This window comes from Dactylosporangium siamense, assembly GCF_016862795.1.
Taxonomy (GTDB): domain Bacteria; phylum Actinomycetota; class Actinomycetes; order Mycobacteriales; family Micromonosporaceae; genus Dactylosporangium; species Dactylosporangium siamense.
The window spans coordinates 125929-143772 of sequence record NZ_BONQ01000125.1 but is presented as its reverse complement, the minus strand read 5'-3'; the positions used below and the strand labels follow the sequence as shown (position 1 = coordinate 143772).

General features: G+C 73.2%; 17 protein-coding genes. 9 read left to right on the top strand and 8 right to left on the bottom strand.

What is annotated here, in order from left to right; all coding sequences use genetic code 11:
• The first annotated feature begins 110 nt into the window (after nucleotides 1–110).
• Nucleotides 111–1268 (top strand): sensor histidine kinase, encoded by a 1158-nt coding sequence (locus tag Dsi01nite_RS39395; protein ID WP_203851487.1) that lies wholly within the window; start codon nucleotides 111–113, stop codon nucleotides 1266–1268.
• Nucleotides 1265–1906: a response regulator gene (locus Dsi01nite_RS39390; RefSeq protein WP_203851486.1), complete on the top strand. Its 642-nt coding sequence runs from the start codon at nucleotides 1265–1267 to the stop codon at nucleotides 1904–1906. Before Dsi01nite_RS39395 ends, Dsi01nite_RS39390 begins: the two co-directional genes overlap by 4 nt.
• On the opposite strand, the gene Dsi01nite_RS39385 is transcribed toward Dsi01nite_RS39390, so the two are convergent.
• Both Dsi01nite_RS39385 and Dsi01nite_RS39380 read right to left on the bottom strand, forming a co-directional pair.
• Nucleotides 1907–4681 carry a putative bifunctional diguanylate cyclase/phosphodiesterase gene (locus Dsi01nite_RS39385; protein WP_203851485.1) on the bottom strand — a complete coding sequence of 925 codons (2775 nt, stop codon included), beginning with the start codon at nucleotides 4679–4681 and terminating at the stop codon, nucleotides 1907–1909.
• Nucleotides 4682–4789: 108 nt separating this feature from the next.
• On the bottom strand, nucleotides 4790–5221 hold the full coding sequence (locus Dsi01nite_RS39380) for a hypothetical protein (RefSeq protein WP_203851484.1): 432 nt from the start codon (nucleotides 5219–5221) through the stop codon (nucleotides 4790–4792).
• A gap of 145 nt (nucleotides 5222–5366) precedes the next feature.
• Here Dsi01nite_RS39380 and Dsi01nite_RS39375 point away from each other — a divergent pair, with 145 nt between their 5' ends.
• On the top strand, nucleotides 5367–5819 hold the full coding sequence (locus Dsi01nite_RS39375) for a GyrI-like domain-containing protein (protein WP_203851483.1): 453 nt from the start codon (nucleotides 5367–5369) through the stop codon (nucleotides 5817–5819).
• A 4-nt stretch (nucleotides 5820–5823) separates the two neighbouring features.
• On the opposite strand, the gene Dsi01nite_RS39370 is transcribed toward Dsi01nite_RS39375, so the two are convergent.
• From Dsi01nite_RS39370 to Dsi01nite_RS39355, 4 genes are all read right to left on the bottom strand, one after another.
• Nucleotides 5824–6822 carry a metallophosphoesterase family protein gene (locus Dsi01nite_RS39370; RefSeq protein ID WP_203851482.1) on the bottom strand — a complete coding sequence of 333 codons (999 nt, stop codon included), beginning with the start codon at nucleotides 6820–6822 and terminating at the stop codon, nucleotides 5824–5826.
• Between the two features lie 93 nt (nucleotides 6823–6915).
• Nucleotides 6916–8991: a hypothetical protein gene (locus Dsi01nite_RS39365; protein WP_203851481.1), complete on the bottom strand. Its 2076-nt coding sequence runs from the start codon at nucleotides 8989–8991 to the stop codon at nucleotides 6916–6918.
• Nucleotides 8992–9040: 49 nt separating this feature from the next.
• Nucleotides 9041–9388: a hypothetical protein gene (locus Dsi01nite_RS39360; protein ID WP_203851480.1), complete on the bottom strand. Its 348-nt coding sequence runs from the start codon at nucleotides 9386–9388 to the stop codon at nucleotides 9041–9043.
• Between the two features lie 22 nt (nucleotides 9389–9410).
• Complete coding sequence (locus Dsi01nite_RS39355) at nucleotides 9411–9608, bottom strand: hypothetical protein (RefSeq protein ID WP_203851479.1); 198 nt, start codon at nucleotides 9606–9608, stop codon at nucleotides 9411–9413.
• Nucleotides 9609–9906: 298 nt separating this feature from the next.
• On the opposite strand from Dsi01nite_RS39355, the gene rox reads away from it, so the two are divergent.
• From rox to Dsi01nite_RS39335, 4 genes are all read left to right on the top strand, one after another.
• Nucleotides 9907–11325 carry a rifampin monooxygenase gene (gene rox, locus Dsi01nite_RS39350; protein WP_203851537.1) on the top strand — a complete coding sequence of 473 codons (1419 nt, stop codon included), beginning with the start codon at nucleotides 9907–9909 and terminating at the stop codon, nucleotides 11323–11325.
• 44 nt (nucleotides 11326–11369) lie between these two features.
• Nucleotides 11370–12329: a hypothetical protein gene (locus Dsi01nite_RS39345; RefSeq protein ID WP_203851478.1), complete on the top strand. Its 960-nt coding sequence runs from the start codon at nucleotides 11370–11372 to the stop codon at nucleotides 12327–12329.
• Nucleotides 12330–12606: 277 nt separating this feature from the next.
• Entirely contained in the window at nucleotides 12607–13170 is a 564-nt protein-coding gene (locus Dsi01nite_RS39340) for a dihydrofolate reductase family protein (protein WP_203851477.1), read from the top strand.
• 196 nt (nucleotides 13171–13366) lie between these two features.
• Nucleotides 13367–14683 (top strand): sensor domain-containing diguanylate cyclase, encoded by a 1317-nt coding sequence (locus tag Dsi01nite_RS39335; protein ID WP_203851476.1) that lies wholly within the window; start codon nucleotides 13367–13369, stop codon nucleotides 14681–14683.
• Between the two features lie 31 nt (nucleotides 14684–14714).
• Here the strand turns inward: Dsi01nite_RS39335 and Dsi01nite_RS39330 are convergent, their stop codons facing one another.
• Nucleotides 14715–15704, bottom strand: a complete 990-nt coding sequence (locus Dsi01nite_RS39330; RefSeq protein ID WP_203851475.1) for a hypothetical protein — start codon at nucleotides 15702–15704, stop codon at nucleotides 14715–14717.
• Nucleotides 15705–15953: 249 nt separating this feature from the next.
• On the opposite strand from Dsi01nite_RS39330, the gene Dsi01nite_RS39325 reads away from it, so the two are divergent.
• Nucleotides 15954–16592 (top strand): hypothetical protein, encoded by a 639-nt coding sequence (locus tag Dsi01nite_RS39325; protein ID WP_239136500.1) that lies wholly within the window; start codon nucleotides 15954–15956, stop codon nucleotides 16590–16592.
• Nucleotides 16593–16657: 65 nt separating this feature from the next.
• Entirely contained in the window at nucleotides 16658–16996 is a 339-nt protein-coding gene (locus Dsi01nite_RS39320; protein WP_203851473.1) for an ArsR/SmtB family transcription factor, read from the top strand.
• A gap of 12 nt (nucleotides 16997–17008) precedes the next feature.
• Here Dsi01nite_RS39320 and Dsi01nite_RS39315 read toward each other — a convergent pair whose 3' ends face one another.
• Complete coding sequence (locus tag Dsi01nite_RS39315) at nucleotides 17009–17824, bottom strand: class I SAM-dependent methyltransferase (protein WP_203851472.1); 816 nt, start codon at nucleotides 17822–17824, stop codon at nucleotides 17009–17011.
• Between the last annotated feature and the right edge of the window lie 20 nt (nucleotides 17825–17844).

Here is a 17844-nt window from a genome sequence, read left to right as displayed (position 1 = left end):
GGGGTGCGGCATCGGCGCGCGGATCGAAGTCGCGTCTCCACCCGGGGGTGCAGACGCGGCTCCAACCGGGCGCCGATGCCGTCGGAGCGAGATCGTTCTACGTTCTAGAGGTGCAGACCGAGGAGCCCGCGCTGACCCGTCTGCGGGTCATCCGGTGGATGCAGTTGCTGACGCCACTGATGCTGGCGTGGTTCGTGTGGGCCGCCGCCACCACCGGGCCCGGATTCGGGCCGACCGGCAGACGGCTGGTCGTCGTGCTGGCCACCGTCGGGTTCGTGGTCGGGGTGTTCGGCCGCAACGCGACCACCACACCGCCGATCCGGCCGCCGCACGTGGTCTTCGTCGGGGCGATGCTGGTCAGCTCGGTGACGCTGGTGGCGGTGCAGCCGGGCGGCCCGGGTTCGGTGGCGGTGCTGGTCGCGGTGCTGTGCGCGGCGACCGGCCTGATGTCCGTGCGGGTGGCCGTCCCGGTGTTGATCACGGCATTCGTGCTGCTCGAGGCGGTGGCATCGATCGCCGGGCAGGACTTCGGCTTCCTCGCCGTGCTCGCCGGGTTCGCCGTCCTGTTCGGTTCGCTGTATCTGGCGTTCCGGCTGGCCGAGGCGCAGCGCGAGACCAAGCGCCTGCTCGCCGAGCTGCAGGCCGGCCAGGCGGCGCTGGCCGAGGCGGCCGTGCTGGCCGAGCGGCAGCGGCTGGCCCGGGAGATGCATGATGTCCTCGCCCACTCACTGTCGGGGCTGTCGCTGCAGCTGGAGGGCGCTCGCATGCTGATCGCCGAGGATCCGACCGACCCGCGCCTGCCGGTCACCGTCGACCGCGCCCACCACCTCGCCCGGGCCGGCCTGGAGGAGGCCCGGCGGGCCATCGGCATGCTGCGCGACGACGACCTGCCCGGCCCGGACCGGCTGGCCGCGCTGGCCGAGCAGTTCACCCGCGACCAGGCCGTGCCGTGCGACTTCACGACGACCGGGGAGCCGCACCCGCTGGGGTCGGAGGCACGGCTGGCGCTCTACCGGGTGGCACAGGAGGCGCTGACCAACGTGATCAAGCACGCGTCGCCGACGCGTGTCTCGCTGCGCCTCGCCTACGAATCGACGGCCACCCGCCTGGTCGTCGAGGACTTCGCCGCGCGGCGGCCGGTGATTCCCGGCGAGACCGACGGTTACGGGCTGACCGGGATGCGGGAACGGGCCGAGCTGCTCGGCGGCACGCTCACCGCGGGCGCGACCGACCAGGGGTTCCGGGTCGAGCTGGCGGTGCCGGCATGATCCGCGTGGTCATCGCCGACGACCAGCGGGTGGTCCGCGAAGGGCTGAGCATGGTGCTCGCGCTGATGAAGGGTGTCGAGGTGGTGGGCGCGGCCGCCGACGGCGCCGAGGCGGTCGCGCTGGTGCACGCCGTGCGGCCGGACGTCGTGCTCATGGACCTGCGCATGCCGCGGTGCGACGGGGTCGAGGCCACCCGCCGCCTGCGCACCGAGGCGCCCGAGGTCAAGGTGGTGGTGCTGACCACGTACTCCGACGACAGATCGGTGCTGGACGCGTTCCGGGCCGGCGCCCGCGGCTACCTGACCAAGGACGCCAGCGGCGAGCAGATCCATGCGGCGTTGCGGCAGGTCCTCGACGACCACGCGGTCATCGACCCGGCCGTGCAGCGGCACCTCGTCAACGCCATCGCGGATGCGCCGGCGCCGCGGCCGGACTTCCCGGACGGTCTCACGCCGCGGGAGGCCGAGGTGCTGTCGCTGATGGCGCGCGGCCTGTCCAACACCGAGATCGCCGCTCACCTGACGGTCAGCGAGGCGACGGTGAAGAGCCACATCAACCACCTGTTCGTGAAGGTCGGCGCCCGCGACCGGGCCCAGGCCGTCGCCTACGCCTTCCGCCACGACCTGGCCGGCTCATAGCTACTCGGCGCGCACCAGGTGGCCGGTCGCAAGCAGGGCGTCGATCCGCTCCGGAGGCTGCGGCCGGGCGAAGTGGTAGCCCTGCCCGTGCGGGTAGCCGAGCTCGCGCAGCCGCTGCGCCTGGGCCTCGGTCTCGATGCCCTCCGCGACGGCCGCGATGCGCAACGCCCGGGCCATCTGGATCACCGCGGCGGCGACGGTACGGTCATCCGGCGCGGTGCACGTGCCGGTGAACGCGCGGTCGAGCTTGATCTCGTCGACGGGGCAGGTCTGCAGGGTGCTGAGGCTGGAGTGCCCGGTGCCGAAGTCGTCGAGGGAGATGCGCACGCCGAGCGCCCGCAGCGCGTGCACCGACTGCACGCAGCTCGGGTGCAGCGTCGCCGTCTCGGTGATCTCGACGGTGAGCCGCTGCGGGGCGAGGCCGGTGGCGGTGAGGACGCGGTCGACGTCGGCGGCGAAGTCGGCCTCCTGCAGCTGCCGGGCCGACACGTTGACGCTCATCCGCGGCGCGGCGGCGCCGTGCGCGTGGTGCCAGGTCACGGCCTGCCGGCAGGTCTGCTCCAGGATCCACCGGCCGAGCGGCACGATGAGGCCGGTCGACTCGGCGACGGGGATGAAGTCGGCCGGCGGGACCGGGCCGCGGCCGGGGTGCTCCCAGCGCACGAGGGCCTCGACCATCGCCGGCACGCCACCGGCGTCGAGGCGCACGCCGTCCAGGGCGACGATCGGCTGGTACACGACGCGGAACTGCCCCTCGTCGATGCCGGTGCGCAGGTCCCGTTCCAGGGTGGCGCGAGCGCGGACCGGCACGTCCAGCGGCGCCGCGTAGTCGACGTGGCGGATGCGGGGGCCGTCGCGGTCGGCCTTCGCCGCGTACATCGCGACGTCCGCGCGGCGCAGCAGCTCCTGCGGGGTCGCGGCGACGGTGCCGAGCGCCACCCCGATGCTCGCGGCCAGCCGCAGCCGGTGCCCGTCGACGTCGACCGGCTCCTCGAACGCGCCCGCGATCCGGGCGATGACCGCGAGCGCGGCGGCGTCGTCGGCGTGCTCCAGCAGGACCGCGAACTCGTCGCCGCCGAGCCGGGCGACGATGTCGCCGCGCCGCACCGCGCCGCGCAGCCGGTCCGCCGCGGCGACCAGCAGCGCGTCGCCGACGGCGTGACCGAGGGTGTCGTTGACGGTCTTGAACTCGTTGAGGTCGATGAGCAGCACCCGCAGCCGCTCCGGCGGGCCGGCGGCGAGCGCCTCGGAGACCCGCTCGCCGAAGAGGCTGCGGTTGGCGAGGTCGGTGAGCGCGTCGTGGCTGGCCTGATGGCTGAGGCGCTGCTGGAAGTCGCGGGCGTCGGTGACGTCGCGGGAGTTGCAGACGATGCCGGCCACGCCGGGGTCGTGCAGGAGGTTCGCCATGGTGATCTCGGCCCACCGCCAGCTGCCGTCGACGTGCGCCAGCCGGGCCTGGAACACCACCGGCACGCCCGGTTCGCTGATCACCCGTTCATACGCGGCGAAGACCTCCCCCGCGTCGTCGACGTAGATCATGTCGGCGGCGGCCCGGCCCGGCCACTGCTCCGCCGGGAGCCCGAGCAGCCGGGTCGCGCCGGGGCTGACGTAGGTGAGGATGCCCTCGGCGTCGGTGACGGTGATGAGGTCCGAGGCGTTCTGCACCAGCGACCGGAACCGCCGCTCCCGGTCGCCGAGCTCGACCATGCCGGCGTCGAGCCGGGCGACCAGCCGGGTGTTCTCCTGAAACGTGAGCATCTGCCGGACGACGACGAGCACGGCGAGGATCACCACGCCGACGGCGACGCCGAGCCGCTCGCCGGCGTTGTTGGAGGTCATGACGAACAGCAGCAGCAGGTTGCCGGCGCCGACCGCGACGTAGGGCAGGACACTGAACGAGCGGCGGCGGCCGTGCACGACGGCGGCGTCCGGAGCGGGCCGGTCGCGCCGCTCGCAGCGGGCGGCGAACACCGCGAAGAGGCAGCTGAGCGGCACGGCCAGCTGGCTCGGGCTGGGCGCGCCGGGCGGCAGGAGCGCCTCCGGCGCGGACGCGAGCGCACCGACGATGATCGCGAGGCCGAACCACCGCAGCGCGGCCCGGTCGACGGTGGACCCGCCGGTGAGCGCGACCTTGACGATGGCGAACAGCGCCAGCAGCGACACGACCAGGGTGATCAGGCCGGTGAAGAACGCGGCGCGGTTGCCGCCGTCCTGCTCGAGGGACGGGCGCAGCCAGAACTGCCACAGGAACAGCCCGCCGGCCGCCACCACCGTGCAGGCGTCGAGCAGGAACGTCACCCGGCGCGGCCGGCTGTCCAGGCCCAGCGGCAGCCGCAGCAGGGCCCAGCCCTCCAGCAGCACCGCGACGAGGAAGACCGCGCCGTCCACCGCGCCGATGCGTCCGCCCGGGTCGTCGATCGCCTGGATGCCCCGCACCACCGAGCCGACGCCGACCAGCAGCGTGCCGGCGCCCATGAGCCGCCAGAACCGGGCGGCGGCCCGGTTGACCCGGGCGTCGGCGCCGACCGTCCAGAGCGCGGCACCGGCCAGCGCCGCGGAGCACAGGTTGGGCACCCAGCCGAGCGCGGCCGGCCCGATCGGGCCGCGCACGTTGAGCGCGAACCAGCCCCAGGCGATCAGGACGATCCCGACCTGGGCGATCACGTCGGCGTGCGACGGGCCGAACACGGCCTCACGCAGACGCGCCGCCGGTCGCGGCCGTCCGGTTCCGGTCATGTGCGGCCCGTCCTCTGCGTGCTCGTCCGGACTGCTCATCGACCGCTCCCCGCGGGACCTGAGCGTCGTCCGCCTGCCGAGGCACCGTACCGCCCCCGGGCCCTGCGCGCCGATCGTCCTCAGGTACCTCGGTGACGGGCCTGCCGGTCAGGCCGCGGGTGCCGGTGAGAACGGGCGGACGCCGTACCGCTCCGACTCGCCGATGACGTCCCACAGGATCTTGGGCGCGTCGGTGCCCTGAACGGTCCTGACGGTCTTGCGGAAGCCGCCGCGGTAGGACACGGTGACGCGGTACGCGTAGCGGTCGCAGCAGGGGTTCCGCGGCTGGTACGAGTTGCGCAGCCACTTGAACCGGTAGTTGCCGGCCAGTCGCAGCGCCCGCTGGCCGCCGACGGTCGTGCGGTCCACGACGAACGAGTCCTGCTTGCCGGCGAAGCCGCCCGAGCGGTCCAGCACGATCTTGGTGGCCGAGCCGAAGGGTGCCGGCGCGGCGGCCGCGGGTGTGGCGGGTGTGAGTGCCGCGATCCCGCAGACCGCGATCAGTGTCACGATGCTGTTGCGCGTCCTGGTGCGTCCCATGATGTCCCCCGTGTCCGGCGTCGCCGTCGACGCCTCCTCACCCGAGGACACCATGGCCACGTTTCCGATATGCCGGATGTGCCGGAAATAGACCTTATGGGCGTCCGACTTGACCGTTCGGCCCCTCACGGATCGAAGGAGTTTCATGTCGCACCAGGTGACGGTGAGCGAGGCCGCGGCCCGGCCGACGGTGGTGGTCGCCGCGACGACGACGTGGCGGGAGTTCCCGGCCGTGTGGCCGGGCCTGCTCGACGAGGTGTGGGGCTGCCTGCGCGCGGCCGGCATCGACCGCGGGTGCCGCAACGTGATGCTGTACCTCGACGACGTGCCGAACGTCGAGGTCGGCGTGGCCCTGGACCGGCCGGGCCCGCTCACCGGCCGGGTGACCGCGTCCGCGCTACCGGCCGGGCCGGTCGCCACGACGGTGCACCGCGGGTCGTACGCGGGACTCGGCGCGGCGCATCAGGCCGTCGCCGACTGGTGCGCCGCGCACGACCGCACCCCGGCCGGTCCGCGGTGGGAGGTCTACGGGCCGCACCACGACGACCCCGCCGAGGTGTGGACCGAGGTGCACTGGCTGTTGCACCACATGGGGTAGCCGCTCAGGCGGGCAGGTCCGGCAGCTCCAGTCCGAGTGCCGCGGCCAGGTCCGCCGTCCGGCGCGGGGTCGAGCACCGCCGGGCGAGGGCGGTCTCGTCGAGCCGCCCGGCGCGGGCCTGAAACAGCACCTGCCCGGCGGGGTGCGCCCGCAGCTGCTCGGCGGTGAGCCGGCCGGCCAGGTCCCGGGCCGCGGCGACGACGGCCGGCAGCGCCGCGCGCAGGTCGCCCGCCCACGCCGCGACCGCGCGGAGCCAGTCACCGGCGTCCGGCGCCGCGGAGAACCGCGCCACGGCGGCGTCGATCTCCGGCCATGTCCAGTCCCGCCAGGGCCGGGACCGCAGGACCGGCAGCTGCCACACCCGCCGGGTCGTCGACCAGTGGTCGGCGTGCGCCGGCACCGAGTGGACGGTGCGGTCCGGGACGCTCAGCGCCGTCAGGTTCCAGCCGTGGCAGGCGCCGGTGTCCAGGCCGAACACCCGGCCGTCGCGCAGCAGCGGCTCCCGGCCGGTCACGTGATGGCCGAACACGACCGGCTTCGCGTCGGTGTAGTGCTCGTGCCAGTGCCCGTCGGGGAACAGCCCGGCGAGCGCCCGTTCGCCGCTGGTGGAGCCGCAGAGGATCTCCTCCCGCTGCGCCGCCAGGGGCACCCCGGACAGCATCGCGGCGTGCACGACCCGCAGGTCGTCGTTCTCGAAGAAGTACGGCAAGGTCGCCATCCACTCGACCGCGGCGGCGTAGCCGTCGCCGAGCTGCAGCCGGGTGATCTCCTGGGCGTAGGAATGGACGCCGCGGACGTGTTTGCGCTCGTGGTTGCCCATGACCACGACGGAGTTCGGCCGCTGCCGGAAGAACCGGATGACCTCGCCGGGATTCGGACCCCGGTCGACGAGGTCGCCGACGCTGACGAGCAGGTCGTCGGGGCGCAGGCGCACGGCGTCGACGAGCTCGATCAGCTCGTCGAAGCAGCCGTGGATGTCGCCGACGACGACGGTGCGTCCCATGCCCCGGAGCCTAGAAAACCGTCCGTCTGGTGGGCAAAGGGTTATCGCGAGGAAAGCGGTGACCCTAGGTGGCAAAAATCGCCGTAGCGATTCTTAAGGAGAAGGAAGGACCTCCATGGCCTCGCCCGTCGATGCTAGCACCGGACCCAGTTCCACGGGGGCGAAATTACTGTCCTGATTGGACGGACGGAACACGTAGGCGGGCCCGGTGACGGCCGCGTCCGCGTCGTCGTAGCGCACCGGCAGGCCGTCCGCGGCGGCCGGTGCGTGCCGGAACAGGTCGTGCACGCTGGGCAGGCTGTCCAGGTACTCCACGTAGGCCGGCATGGTCTCCGCGAGCAACGCGCCGTTGTTGGACGCGGACTGCACCCGCGAGCGGAGGTTCGCGTCGAGGTACACCAGCTCGCGGCGGGCCAGGTCCAGGTGGGCGACGAACTTGGTCAGGTGGTTGCCCCGCACCGGGAACGACAGCTGGGTGCGGCTGGGCTCGAACAGCTTGCCCTCCTGCGGCTCCTCGCCCCACTGCAGGGCCGCGTGCACGTCGTCGGCGTCGGCGAAGGTGCGGCGGGAGTAGCACAGCAGGCTCCACACCGCGTAGCGGACGCCGGCCCCGGCGAGCTCGTCGAGGTGCAGGTCGATGAGCTGGCAGGCACGCCCCTGCAGGTCCTTGGAGTTCGTCGGGTCGCCGGAGAACACCGAGCCGCCGCCGAGGCCCGGCCGGTCCCAGCAGCACTCGCCGAGCGGCGTCCAGTCCGCGTCGAAGAAGTTCCAGCTGTTGTCATACCAGACGTTGTGCCCGACGGGTCCGCTCGCCCAGTACGACGCGGTCCGCACGAACCGGATCCGGTCCGGGATCGGAAACACGGTGCCGCGGCCGTACGGCGCCAGCTCGGCGTCGTTCGTCGGCAGCTTCACCCGCGCCGCGGCCGGGTCGAGGGCGACCGGGCCGACGCCGGCGAGGCGCCGGGTGAGCTCGTCGCCGATGACCGAGAGCACCGCGTCGCGCGGGCCGAGTCCCAGCCGGCGGTGCGGCTCGGCGTCGACGATCTGCGCCTTCGACCAGTCGCCGCGCGGCGGGAACATCCGCCACCGCCGGGCGTTGGTGGTCTCCAGGTGCCGCTGCAGCTTCAGCAGCTGCAACGTGGTGAGCCGACCGGCGACCGATTCCAGGCCGGGCGCGGTGCGAAAGGTGAGCAGCAGGTGGTGCAGCCGCCGGGCGTACTCGCCGGGACGCTCCGCGAGACGGTCGAACACGGCCGGGTCCCGCTCGGCCAGCAGCCGCTCCACGTCGGCGGCGAAGCCGCGCACCGGGGCGCCGGTGTACAGCACGTCGTACGCCGCCACGACCCGCGGGAAGGTGGCCCGGTAGTCGCCGGGGTGCAGGGCGAACAGCAGCCGCTTGAACTGCTCCCGGCGGCGGGCGGCGTCCTCGAGCAGGTGGGTGGCGCTCTCGAGCAGGCCGAGCAGGTAGCGCCGCTCGGCCCGGGTGAAGCGCCGCAGCCGCTGCGGCGTGCGCAGGCCGGGGTCACCGCCGGACAGCGAGACCGCCAGCCGGAGCACGTCGGTCGCGGTCGCCACCCGTGCCGCGACGCCCGTCCCGAGCAGCAGCACGGCGAGCCGGATGCGATTCTCCACAAAGGACACCGCGGCGAGGTCGACGGGCGCGGCGACGAGCGCGGCAACGTCGGCGAACTGCGGGTCGGTCCAGCGGGCCGGCAACGCGACGAGCCCGTCGAGGATGCGGGCCGGCGCGCCGTCGTCGGCCGGGTGCAGGACCCGCGGCGCCGGCAGGTCCGCCAGCGGCGACCGCTCCGCCACGTCCTCGGTGACCAGGTCGTTGGGCAGGCCCCAGTACATGAGGATCTGGCGGAGCCAGTACCCGGCCTCGTCCATGGCGAGCACCTCGGCCGGGAAGTTCTTGTAGACGACGAAATCCGCCATCCGCTTGTCGTCGCCGGTCAGCGCGGCGAGGACCGGCTCGACCCCGGCCCACCAGTCCCGCAGCTCGTCCTCACCGGTCTCGGCGAGGACGCTGTACGCCCGGGCCGACAACGCGAACCCGTAGTGGGCGATGTTCGCCGTGACGGTGGCGAGCGACGCCACCGCCGCGACGGGCGTGCCGGCGGCGGGCAGGGCGATGAGGTCACGCGGGATCAGGACTCGTTGCACATCGACGAGCGTCCCGCACCCACCGCGACGCGGTCAAAGCCGTTTCGCGTCAGTCCTCCACGCCGTAGCCGACGAACGTGTACACGCCGGGAGCGGCGCGCTCGACCGCCTCGGCGACCCGGCCGATCTCGTCCTCCCACGTCACGTCCCGCTCCTGCTGGATCTCCTCCGGCAGCTGCCCGTAGGCGTAGCCGGAGTACAGCAGGATGCCGACGGCACGCGGCTCGTACTCGTCGTAGTCGTAGACGCGTGGCTCGGCCGGCGCGCCCTCCTCGTCCTTCAGGCGCACCGTGCCGGCAGCGGTCCGGGCGAGGCGCAGGATCGTCTCCTGCTCGTCCTCCGGCACCTCGGCGCCGTCCTTCCTGGACACGAACAGGGCTGGACCATAGGCGGACATGCGGCGAGGGTACCGGCTGCGCTCAGGCCGCTTCCGGCGACGCCTCGATGAAGTCACTGAGGTCGACGCCCACCTCGAGCAGCACGTCGGCGAGCTTGTCGACGCTCGGCACGGCCCGCGACACGCCGGGGCCGACCAACGTGTACCACGCGATGGACCCGACGCCGCCGACCTCGACCCGCCACCTGCCGTCGGGTGTCTGCATCGCCGCCGCGCTCACCTCCCGACGCTACGACAGCGCCACGACCAGCCGGAAGACATGATCGATAAGTACACCGATGTAGTTCAGTGCGGGGAAAGATTGGACGGGACGAGGCGCGGGCTTGTAGCCTGCACGCGACCGAGACACCGGCCGAGGAGGTGAGACCCATGAACGTTGCAGCGATGTGTGGGTGCTCCCCCTTGCCGTCACGGTCGGGCGACTGATTGTCGCCGGGAGCGCCCCGCCAACACGGCACTCCCGAAGGGCAACACCAATGGACGTTTCTCAGGTTCCCGGCGCCGACCGCGCGCCCCTCATGTTCGACGTGATCATCGCCGGTTGCGGGCCGACCGGCGCGATGCTGGCCGCCGAGCTGCGGCTGCACGATGTGCGGGTGCTCGTCCTGGAGCAGGAGACCGAGCCCACGTCGTTCGTCCGCATCGTCGGCCTGCACATCCGCAGTCTCGAGCTGATGGCGATGCGCGGGCTGCTGGATCGCATCCTCCCGCACGGACGGCAGCGTCCGGCCGCCGGCTTCTTCGCCGCCATCCCCAAACCCGCGCCCAAGGGCCTGGACTCCGCGTACGCCTACCTGCTGGGCATCCCCCAGCCGGTCATCGAGCAGTTGCTCGAGGCCCACGCGATCGAGCTCGGCGCGCAGGTCCGGCGCGGGCGCGCGGTCACCGGACTCGAGCAGGACGACGACGGCGTGACCGTCGAGCTGGCCGGTGGGCAGCGGCTGCGGTCGCGGTACCTCGTCGGCTGTGACGGAGCGCGCAGCACGGTGCGCAAACTCCTCGGCGTCGGCTTTCCCGGCGAGCCGGCACGGACCGAGACGCTGATGGGCGAGATGGCCGTCGGCGTGCCCCCGGAGGAGATCGCCGCCAAGGTGGCCGAGGTCCGCCAGCAACGATTCTGGCTCCGGCCCTCGGGCGCCGGGAACTACAGCGTCGTCGTGCCCGCCGCGGGCGTCAGCGACCGCTCGGCACCGCCCACCCTCGAGGACTTCAAGTCCCAGCTGCGCACCGTCGCCGGCACCGACTTCGGCGTGCACTCCCCGCGCTGGCTGTCCCGCTTCGGGGATGCCACCCGGCTGGCCGAACGGTACCGGGTCGGGCGGGTGCTGCTGGCCGGCGACGCGGCGCACATCCATCCACCCACCGGCGGGCAGGGCCTCAACCTGGGCGTCCAGGACGCGTTCAACCTCGGCTGGAAGCTGGCCGCGCAGGTCCGCGGCTGGGCGCCGGAGACGCTGCTGGACACCTACCAGGCCGAGCGTCATCCGGTCGCCGCGGACGTGCTGGACAACACCCGCGCCCAGATGGAGCTGTCGTCCGCCGAACCGGGTCCGCAGGCCGTGCGCCGGCTGCTCACCGAGCTGATGGACTTCGACGAGGTGAACCGCTACCTGATCGAGAAGATCACCGCGATCGACGTCCGGTACGACCTCGGCGAGGGCCCCGACCTGCTCGGCCGCCGCCTGCCCGACGTCGACGTGCAACAGGGCCGCCTCTACGGTCTGCTGCACCGCGGCCGCGGCCTGCTGCTGGACCGCACCGGCCGGCTGACCGTCGGCGGCTGGTCCGACCGGGTCGACCACCTCGCGGATCCCACCGCGGCGCTGGACGTCCCGTGCGTCCTGCTCCGCCCCGACGGCCACGTCGCCTGGATCGGCGACGATCAGCAGGACCTGGACGGCCACCTCGCCCGCTGGTTCGGCAACCCCACCGGCTGATCCGCCGGGCCACGGGAAGCCGATCCGTGTGCCACGATCCTGCGGTGCGGCTGTCGAAGGTGTGGCTGGCGTTCGGGGTGACCGGTGCGCTGGCGGTCGCGGCCGCGACGGTGTCGGCGACCGAGGTGTCGCTTCGGTGCGCCGCGGTGGCGTTCGTGGTGCTGGCGTGGCAGGCCGCCGCGGGCGCCAGGTCCGCGCCGAGGCGCCTGCGGTGGCTCCTGGCCGCCGGCTGTGTCCTGTTCGCCGCCGTCCCGGTGGTCCAGCTCGCCGCGATCGCCGACCGGCCCGCGGACGCCGGCTGGTTCGGCTATGGCCCGCCGGACACCGCGGCGCTGACCGCGCTGCTCGATGCGGCACGCCGGGCGGTGCGGTGGGAACAGGTCTCGGCCGGCGTCCGGCTCGGCGCGGTCGTCCTGCTCGCCGGCGCCGTGCACCGGCTGCCGAGGGTCCACCGGCGCGGCCGGGCCGTGGCGACCGTGGCCGGGGCCGTGGTGCTGGGAGTCGGGATCGTCGCGGACCGCTGGACCGGAATCGACCTCGACCGGCTCGTCCCGGCCCTGCGCGGGACGTGGCCCGGGCTGCTCGCCGCCGCCGCCGGCATCGCCGCGCTCGTGCTCGCCGGCCGGCGGGCCGACCGCCGCGGGCTGGTCGTGGCGGGCGCGGCGCTGGTCGCGGTCGGGGCCGCCGTCACGCAGTCGGACCTGACCGGGAGCTGGCTGAGCGCGGCGGCCCTCGCGGACACGATCTGTGGGACCACGCAACCCGCGATCATGGTGAGCACGGCGACCGACAGTGCCGCCGGTGCGAGCCTGGACCTCGAACCGGCGCTGATGACGGCGGTGCTGCTCGCCGGGCCGGCGCTGCTGGTGGCCGGCGTGCCGCGCGCCGCCACACCACCGGAAGGCGGCGAAGCCGCACCACCGGAAAGCGGCGAAGCCGCACCACCGGAAGGCGGCGAAGCCGCACCACCGGAAAGCGGCGGAGCCGAGCCGCAGGACGGCTGAGGGGACCCGCCGTGCGTCCCCTCGGCCGGGGACTGGTGGTGACATTGTCGGGGAAAGTCGACGAGGTGCTCCACGACCGCAGCCTCCAGGTCACCGAATCCCCGCACCGTGCCTCCTCATCCATCACGCGCCCGGCCTGGTCTTCGCGTGCTACGGCCTCGGCCTTGAGGACGGGTGCTGAGCAGGTGGAATCGGGCGCCGATGAGAAATGGCGCCGACGGTCGTCTGAGTATGGTCCGGTGAAAACGCGCTGCGCGCATCAAGGGAGAGCAACGAGATGAGACCACTTCGATACTCGATCAACGTCACACTTGACGGCTGCTGCCATCACGAGGCAGGGCTCGCCCCGGACGAGGAGTCGATGCGCTTCTGGACCGCGGAGATGGAACGAGCCGATGCCCTGCTCTTCGGCCGGGTGACCTACGAGATGATGGAGTCGGCGTGGCGGCGGCCGGCCACGGGCACGTGGCCTGACTGGATGGTTGCGTGGCAGATTCCGTTCGCCGAGGCCATCGACCGGGCGAAGAAGCACGTGGTGTCGAGCACGCTGAGCGGGGTCGATTGGAATGCCGAGCTGGTGCGCGGCGACTTGGGGCAAGCGGTTCAGCGGCTCAAGCAGGAGCCGGGCGAGGGCCTGTGGGTGGGTGGCGTGACGCTCCCTCTGGCGTTGGCGGATCTGGGACTGATCGACGAGTACGTGTTCGTTGTGCAGCCGGTCCTTGCCGGACACGGGCCGACGCTGCTCGCCGGTCTGCGCGAGCGCGTCGAGCTCGAGCTCGTGGAGCGCCATGAGTTCGGGTCGGGGGTGGCCGCCCTGCGATACCGGCCTACGCGGCGGTAGCGCCCGGACGTGCGACGCTCGCCCTCCTATGCGTCGTAGGAGGGCGAGCATACGGGCAGGGCAGCGGAAAGGTTGATCCCAGCCGCTTCGCTTGGTCCTCGTCGGGTGCTGATGTGCTTGCGCACAACGCTTCAGTCGCCGGTTTCGCGGCCGATAAGACCACGTGTCCCGTCTGCGTGCGGTGGCAGACGTCTGCGTGCTCCTGTTGGACGCGCCGCCTGACGACGGTCACCTGTTGGAGCGGCTGGTCTCCGCCATCGGGGCGGAGCTCACCGACTGCTGTGTCGCGGGCGCGCTCGCCGGGCCGGCCGGTGCCGTGCCGGTGGTGCGGACCGTCCCGTGCGGCGCCGACCCGGCCCTGGCCGGCGCGCTGCTGGACGACGTGGTCACCGCGTTGGACGGGTCCGGCCACGCGACCCAGGGCGAGGCCCGGGTCGTGCCGCTGCTCGCCCGCGGCGCGGTCATCGGCGCGCTCGGGGTGCTGCAGCCGGCCGGCGGCCCGGTCCCGCTCGCCGACGGCGCGTTCGTCGAGGCGGCGGCCACCGTCGCGGGTGGCGTGATCGAGCACAGCCACGCGTTCGCCGCGACCCTCGAGCTCCTCGAGGACGCCCGCCGGCAGGGCGACCTGCTGGACGCGATCTCCGACGCGATCGTCTCCTGCGACGCCGACGGCGTCATCGTGAGCTGGAACTCCGGCGCCGAGCGCCTGTACGGGTACTCCTCCGGCGACGCGGTCGGCTGCGACCTGCTCGCCCTGCTCGCGACCGCGTGCGTCACCGAGGGCGTCGAGGTCGGCGCGGCGCAGATGCTGCAGGACGTGGCCGCGGCCGGCCGCTGGGAGGGTGAGCTGCGCGAGCGGCGCTCCGACGCGGCGCAGCTGACGGTGCTGTCGTCCGTCTCCGCCCTGCACGCCGCCACCGACGGCACGCCCGCCGGCTACGTGTTCGTCAACCGCGACGTCACCGAGCAGCGCCGGCAGGAGCACGAGGCGGCCCACGACGTGCTGACGGGCCTGCCGAACCGGCGGCGGCTGGTCGGCCGCATCCGCGACGCCGGCGAACGGGTCCGTCGCGGCGGCGGCCCGATGGCGGTGCTGTTCCTGGACCTCAACGGGTTCAAACCGGTCAACGACCGGCACGGCCACGCCGTCGGCGACGAGCTGCTGATCCGCATCGCCGGGCGGCTGGCCGGCACGGTGCGCAGCACCGACTTCGTGGCCCGGCTCGGCGGCGACGAGTTCGTGGTGGTGCTGGAGCAGTTCGGCGCGGTGGAGCGGGTCATGTCGGTGCTGCGCCGGATCCTGCACGCGGTCGAGGAGCCGATGGAGCTGTCCACGGCGACCGTGACCGTCTCCACCAGCATCGGCGTGGCGCTCGCGGAGGGCGCCGACGTCGCCGTCGATCCCGAGCACCTCGTGAAGGCGGCGGACGAGGCCATGTACCGGGCGAAGCGCCGCCCCGGCCGGGTCGCGTTCGCCGACCCGGACCTCGACCGCCGCTGGCTCGAGCCGTAGGCGGCTCCCCGGCGGCGGTCGAGGCCGGAGGTCAGCGCGGGATGCGCGCCAGGGTGTCCGCCCAGCGGTTGCCGGACCAGGTCGGCAGCAGCGCGGCCCGGAACGCGTGGGTGTTGTTGTAGCCGCCCTTGACGTGGAACCCGCCGTTCGGGGCGCGCAGCCATGTGTTGTCCAGCACGGTGCCGTGGGTGCTGTGGTACGTGCCGACGTTGTGGTCGTACCAGTAGAGGCCGTAGCCACCGCCGTTGAGCAGGTTCCCGGCGACCAGGACGTCATGGATGTCGCCCTGGTCGGCCTTGAACAGCATCAGCGACGTCTGCGTGAACGGGTTCTCCAGCCGGTTGCCGAGGATCTTGATGCAGAAGCTGCCCTCGACCTTGTCGGTGGTGCCGGCGACGAGACCGTCGATGCTGCTGGCGCCGAGCACGCAGTTGGCCTCGGTGGTCTGGATGACGTCGTTGTGGCAGCTCTCCTGGATGCAGTACGGGTCGTGCAACCATGAGTCGACGATCGCGACGCCACCCCAGTTGGCCCGGGCGATGTCGCCGGAGGAGTGCGCGTCGACGCGGATCAGCCGGTACCCACCGTCGCCGATCAGCGAGATGCCGCCGGTCGAGTTGTCCGTGCGGGTGCCGTCGATCTCCGTGTCGATGACCTTCAGCCCCCAGTAGGCGGGGTTGTTGGTGATGTTGATGGCCTGCGCGTTGGTGACCTGGATGAGGCTGTTGCGGATGGTCACGTTCGCGGCGCGGATGTTCAGCCGGTCGGTGATGTGCTTGTTCTCGATCACCGTGCCGGGGACGGTGATCGTGAACGGTCCGGTGTACGGCGTGAGCGTCACCGGCGTGCGGGTGTCACCGGGCAGGCCGTGCGGATACCCGGTGGTGGCGGCGGTCGGGAACCCCGCGTCGATGGGCGGCGGGTCGTCGGCACCCGCCGCGGAAGGGCCGAGCCCGACCAGCCCGATCGTGCCGAGCAGGGCGAGGACGGCCAGTGCCCGTCCCCGGACCAGGTGCTGCATGGGCGGATCCCTTCGTCGGTGCGGGTGTCGCCCGTGTCTAACACCCGCCACGGCGCCCGCGGGCGGGGTCGGCGGCGATGCTGGCGATCCGTCGGCGTCGATCGGACTGAACGGCCACGGCGGCTGGTCCGGGCCGCCCCCGCGTTCCGTCTTCGCGACCTACCCCGGGCGGTGCCAGCTCGCACTTTGACGCAACCGCTTAGTTGCGATAGCGTCTGATGCAACCGAGCGGTTGCGAAGGAGATGGTCATGGCCACGTGGCAGTTTCTGGTGCTGGCCGGCCTCGGCGCCTTCCACGGCCTCAACCCGGGCATGGGCTGGCTGCTCGCCCTGGCGGGTGGCATCCGGGAGCGCCGCCGCACCGCGATCTTCGCCACCCTCGGCCCGATCGCGCTCGGGCACGCCGCGTCCGTGTTCGTGATCGCGACCCTGGTCGTGGCGCTGATGTCGGTGACCACGGCGCGCCTCGTCGCGACCGTCGGCGGGGTCGCGCTGACCGCGATCGGCCTCTGGCAGCTCCTCGGCCGGGGGCGGCACCGCTGGACCCGGCTCCGCCCCACCGGCCAGCACCTGGTCGCGTGGTCGTTCCTGATGTCGTCCGCGCACGGCGCCGGGCTGATCCTGCTGCCGGTGATCGCCGCGGTGCCGGTCACCGCCGCCCACCACCACGGCGGAATGGACGTCGGCGATCGGGTCCCGGCCTGGGCGGGGCTGCTGGCCACGGCGGTCCACACGGCCGCGATGGTCGCGGCCGCCGGCGTGGTCGCGCTCGTCGCGTATGAGCTGCTGCACGTGCGTGCCGTGCGGGTCCGCGCCCGGATCGACGTGGACCGGGTGTGGGCGTTCGCACTGATCGGCTCCGGCGTGGCGACCGTCGCCCTCACATAGTTCGGTACGGTGGGTCGCCACGCAGCCGCTACAGGAGCCGACCATGCCGACACCGGACCCGACCGATGCCGCCTGATCCCGAGGAGGCGGCGGTCGCCGTGTTCGCGGCCCTCGCCGATCCGAACCGCCGCGCGATCCTCGCCTCGCTCGCGACGCACGGCCCGAGCACCGCGACGGACCTGTCCGGCCGGCTGTCGATCACCCGTCAGGGAGTGGCCAAGCACCTCGCGCTGCTGGCCGACGCCGGCCTGGTCGCCAGCGACGCCGGAGGCGGCCGGCGGGTGCTCTACCGGCACCGCTCCGAGCCGATCCGGGTCGCCCAGTCCTACCTCGCGGCACTCGCCGCCGACTGGGACGACCGGTTCACCCGGCTGTCGGCGTTCCTGAGCGAGCCGCCGCGGTGACCACCGACCGGTTCACCCGGCTGTCGGCGATCCTGACCGGACCGCCGCGGTGACCACGACCGTGCTGTAGAGCGCGGTGAAGCTGCCGCCGAGGGCGTCGACCGCCGCGCCCATACCCGCCAGCACCTGTTGCAGCGCGGCCGGCGGGAGCTGGGTGTTGCCGCCGAACGTGGGCAGCTGGTCGAGCCACTCGTCGCGGGTGTAGGACCGCTGCCAGTCGAACCGCCACCGCTCGGACTCCCCGAACGCCCCCGACGCCCGCAGTCCGTCGGCGGCCGCCTCGCACAATGCGCCGTACGGGTCGGCCGCGGGCGACGCCGCGCCGAACCCGGCCGCGGCAAGCGAATCCGGCAGGACGCGGCGGTAGACGGCCGCGAACGCCGCCGCCGCCTCGGGTTGGGCCTGGAAGGCGTTCCAGAACAGCGCCACCCGGCCACCGGGGCGCAGCACCCCGGCCGCCGCGACTGCACCCGCCACGGGATCCACCCAGTGCCATGCCTGGCCCGCGATGACCGCGTCGAACCGCCTGCCTCGGGGGTCCCACGCCTCGAACGTCGACACCTCGACCTCGAGACCGCCCCGGCGGGCGAAGGCGGCCATGCGGGCGTCCGGCTCGACACCGAGGACCGTGCAGCCGGCCGCCGCGAACTGCCGGGCCGCGATGCCGGTGCCGGCGCCGACGTCGAGCACGTCGGGCCCGGGGCTGGCGGCGACGATCCGGTCGACCATCGGCACGGGGTAGCTGGGCCGGGTCCGGTCGTACCGTCCGGCGTCCACACCGAACGACTCCGCGACCTGCCTGGCCTGGTGCGGCTCTATAGTGGGCATGTGCCCACGCTAGTGGGCAA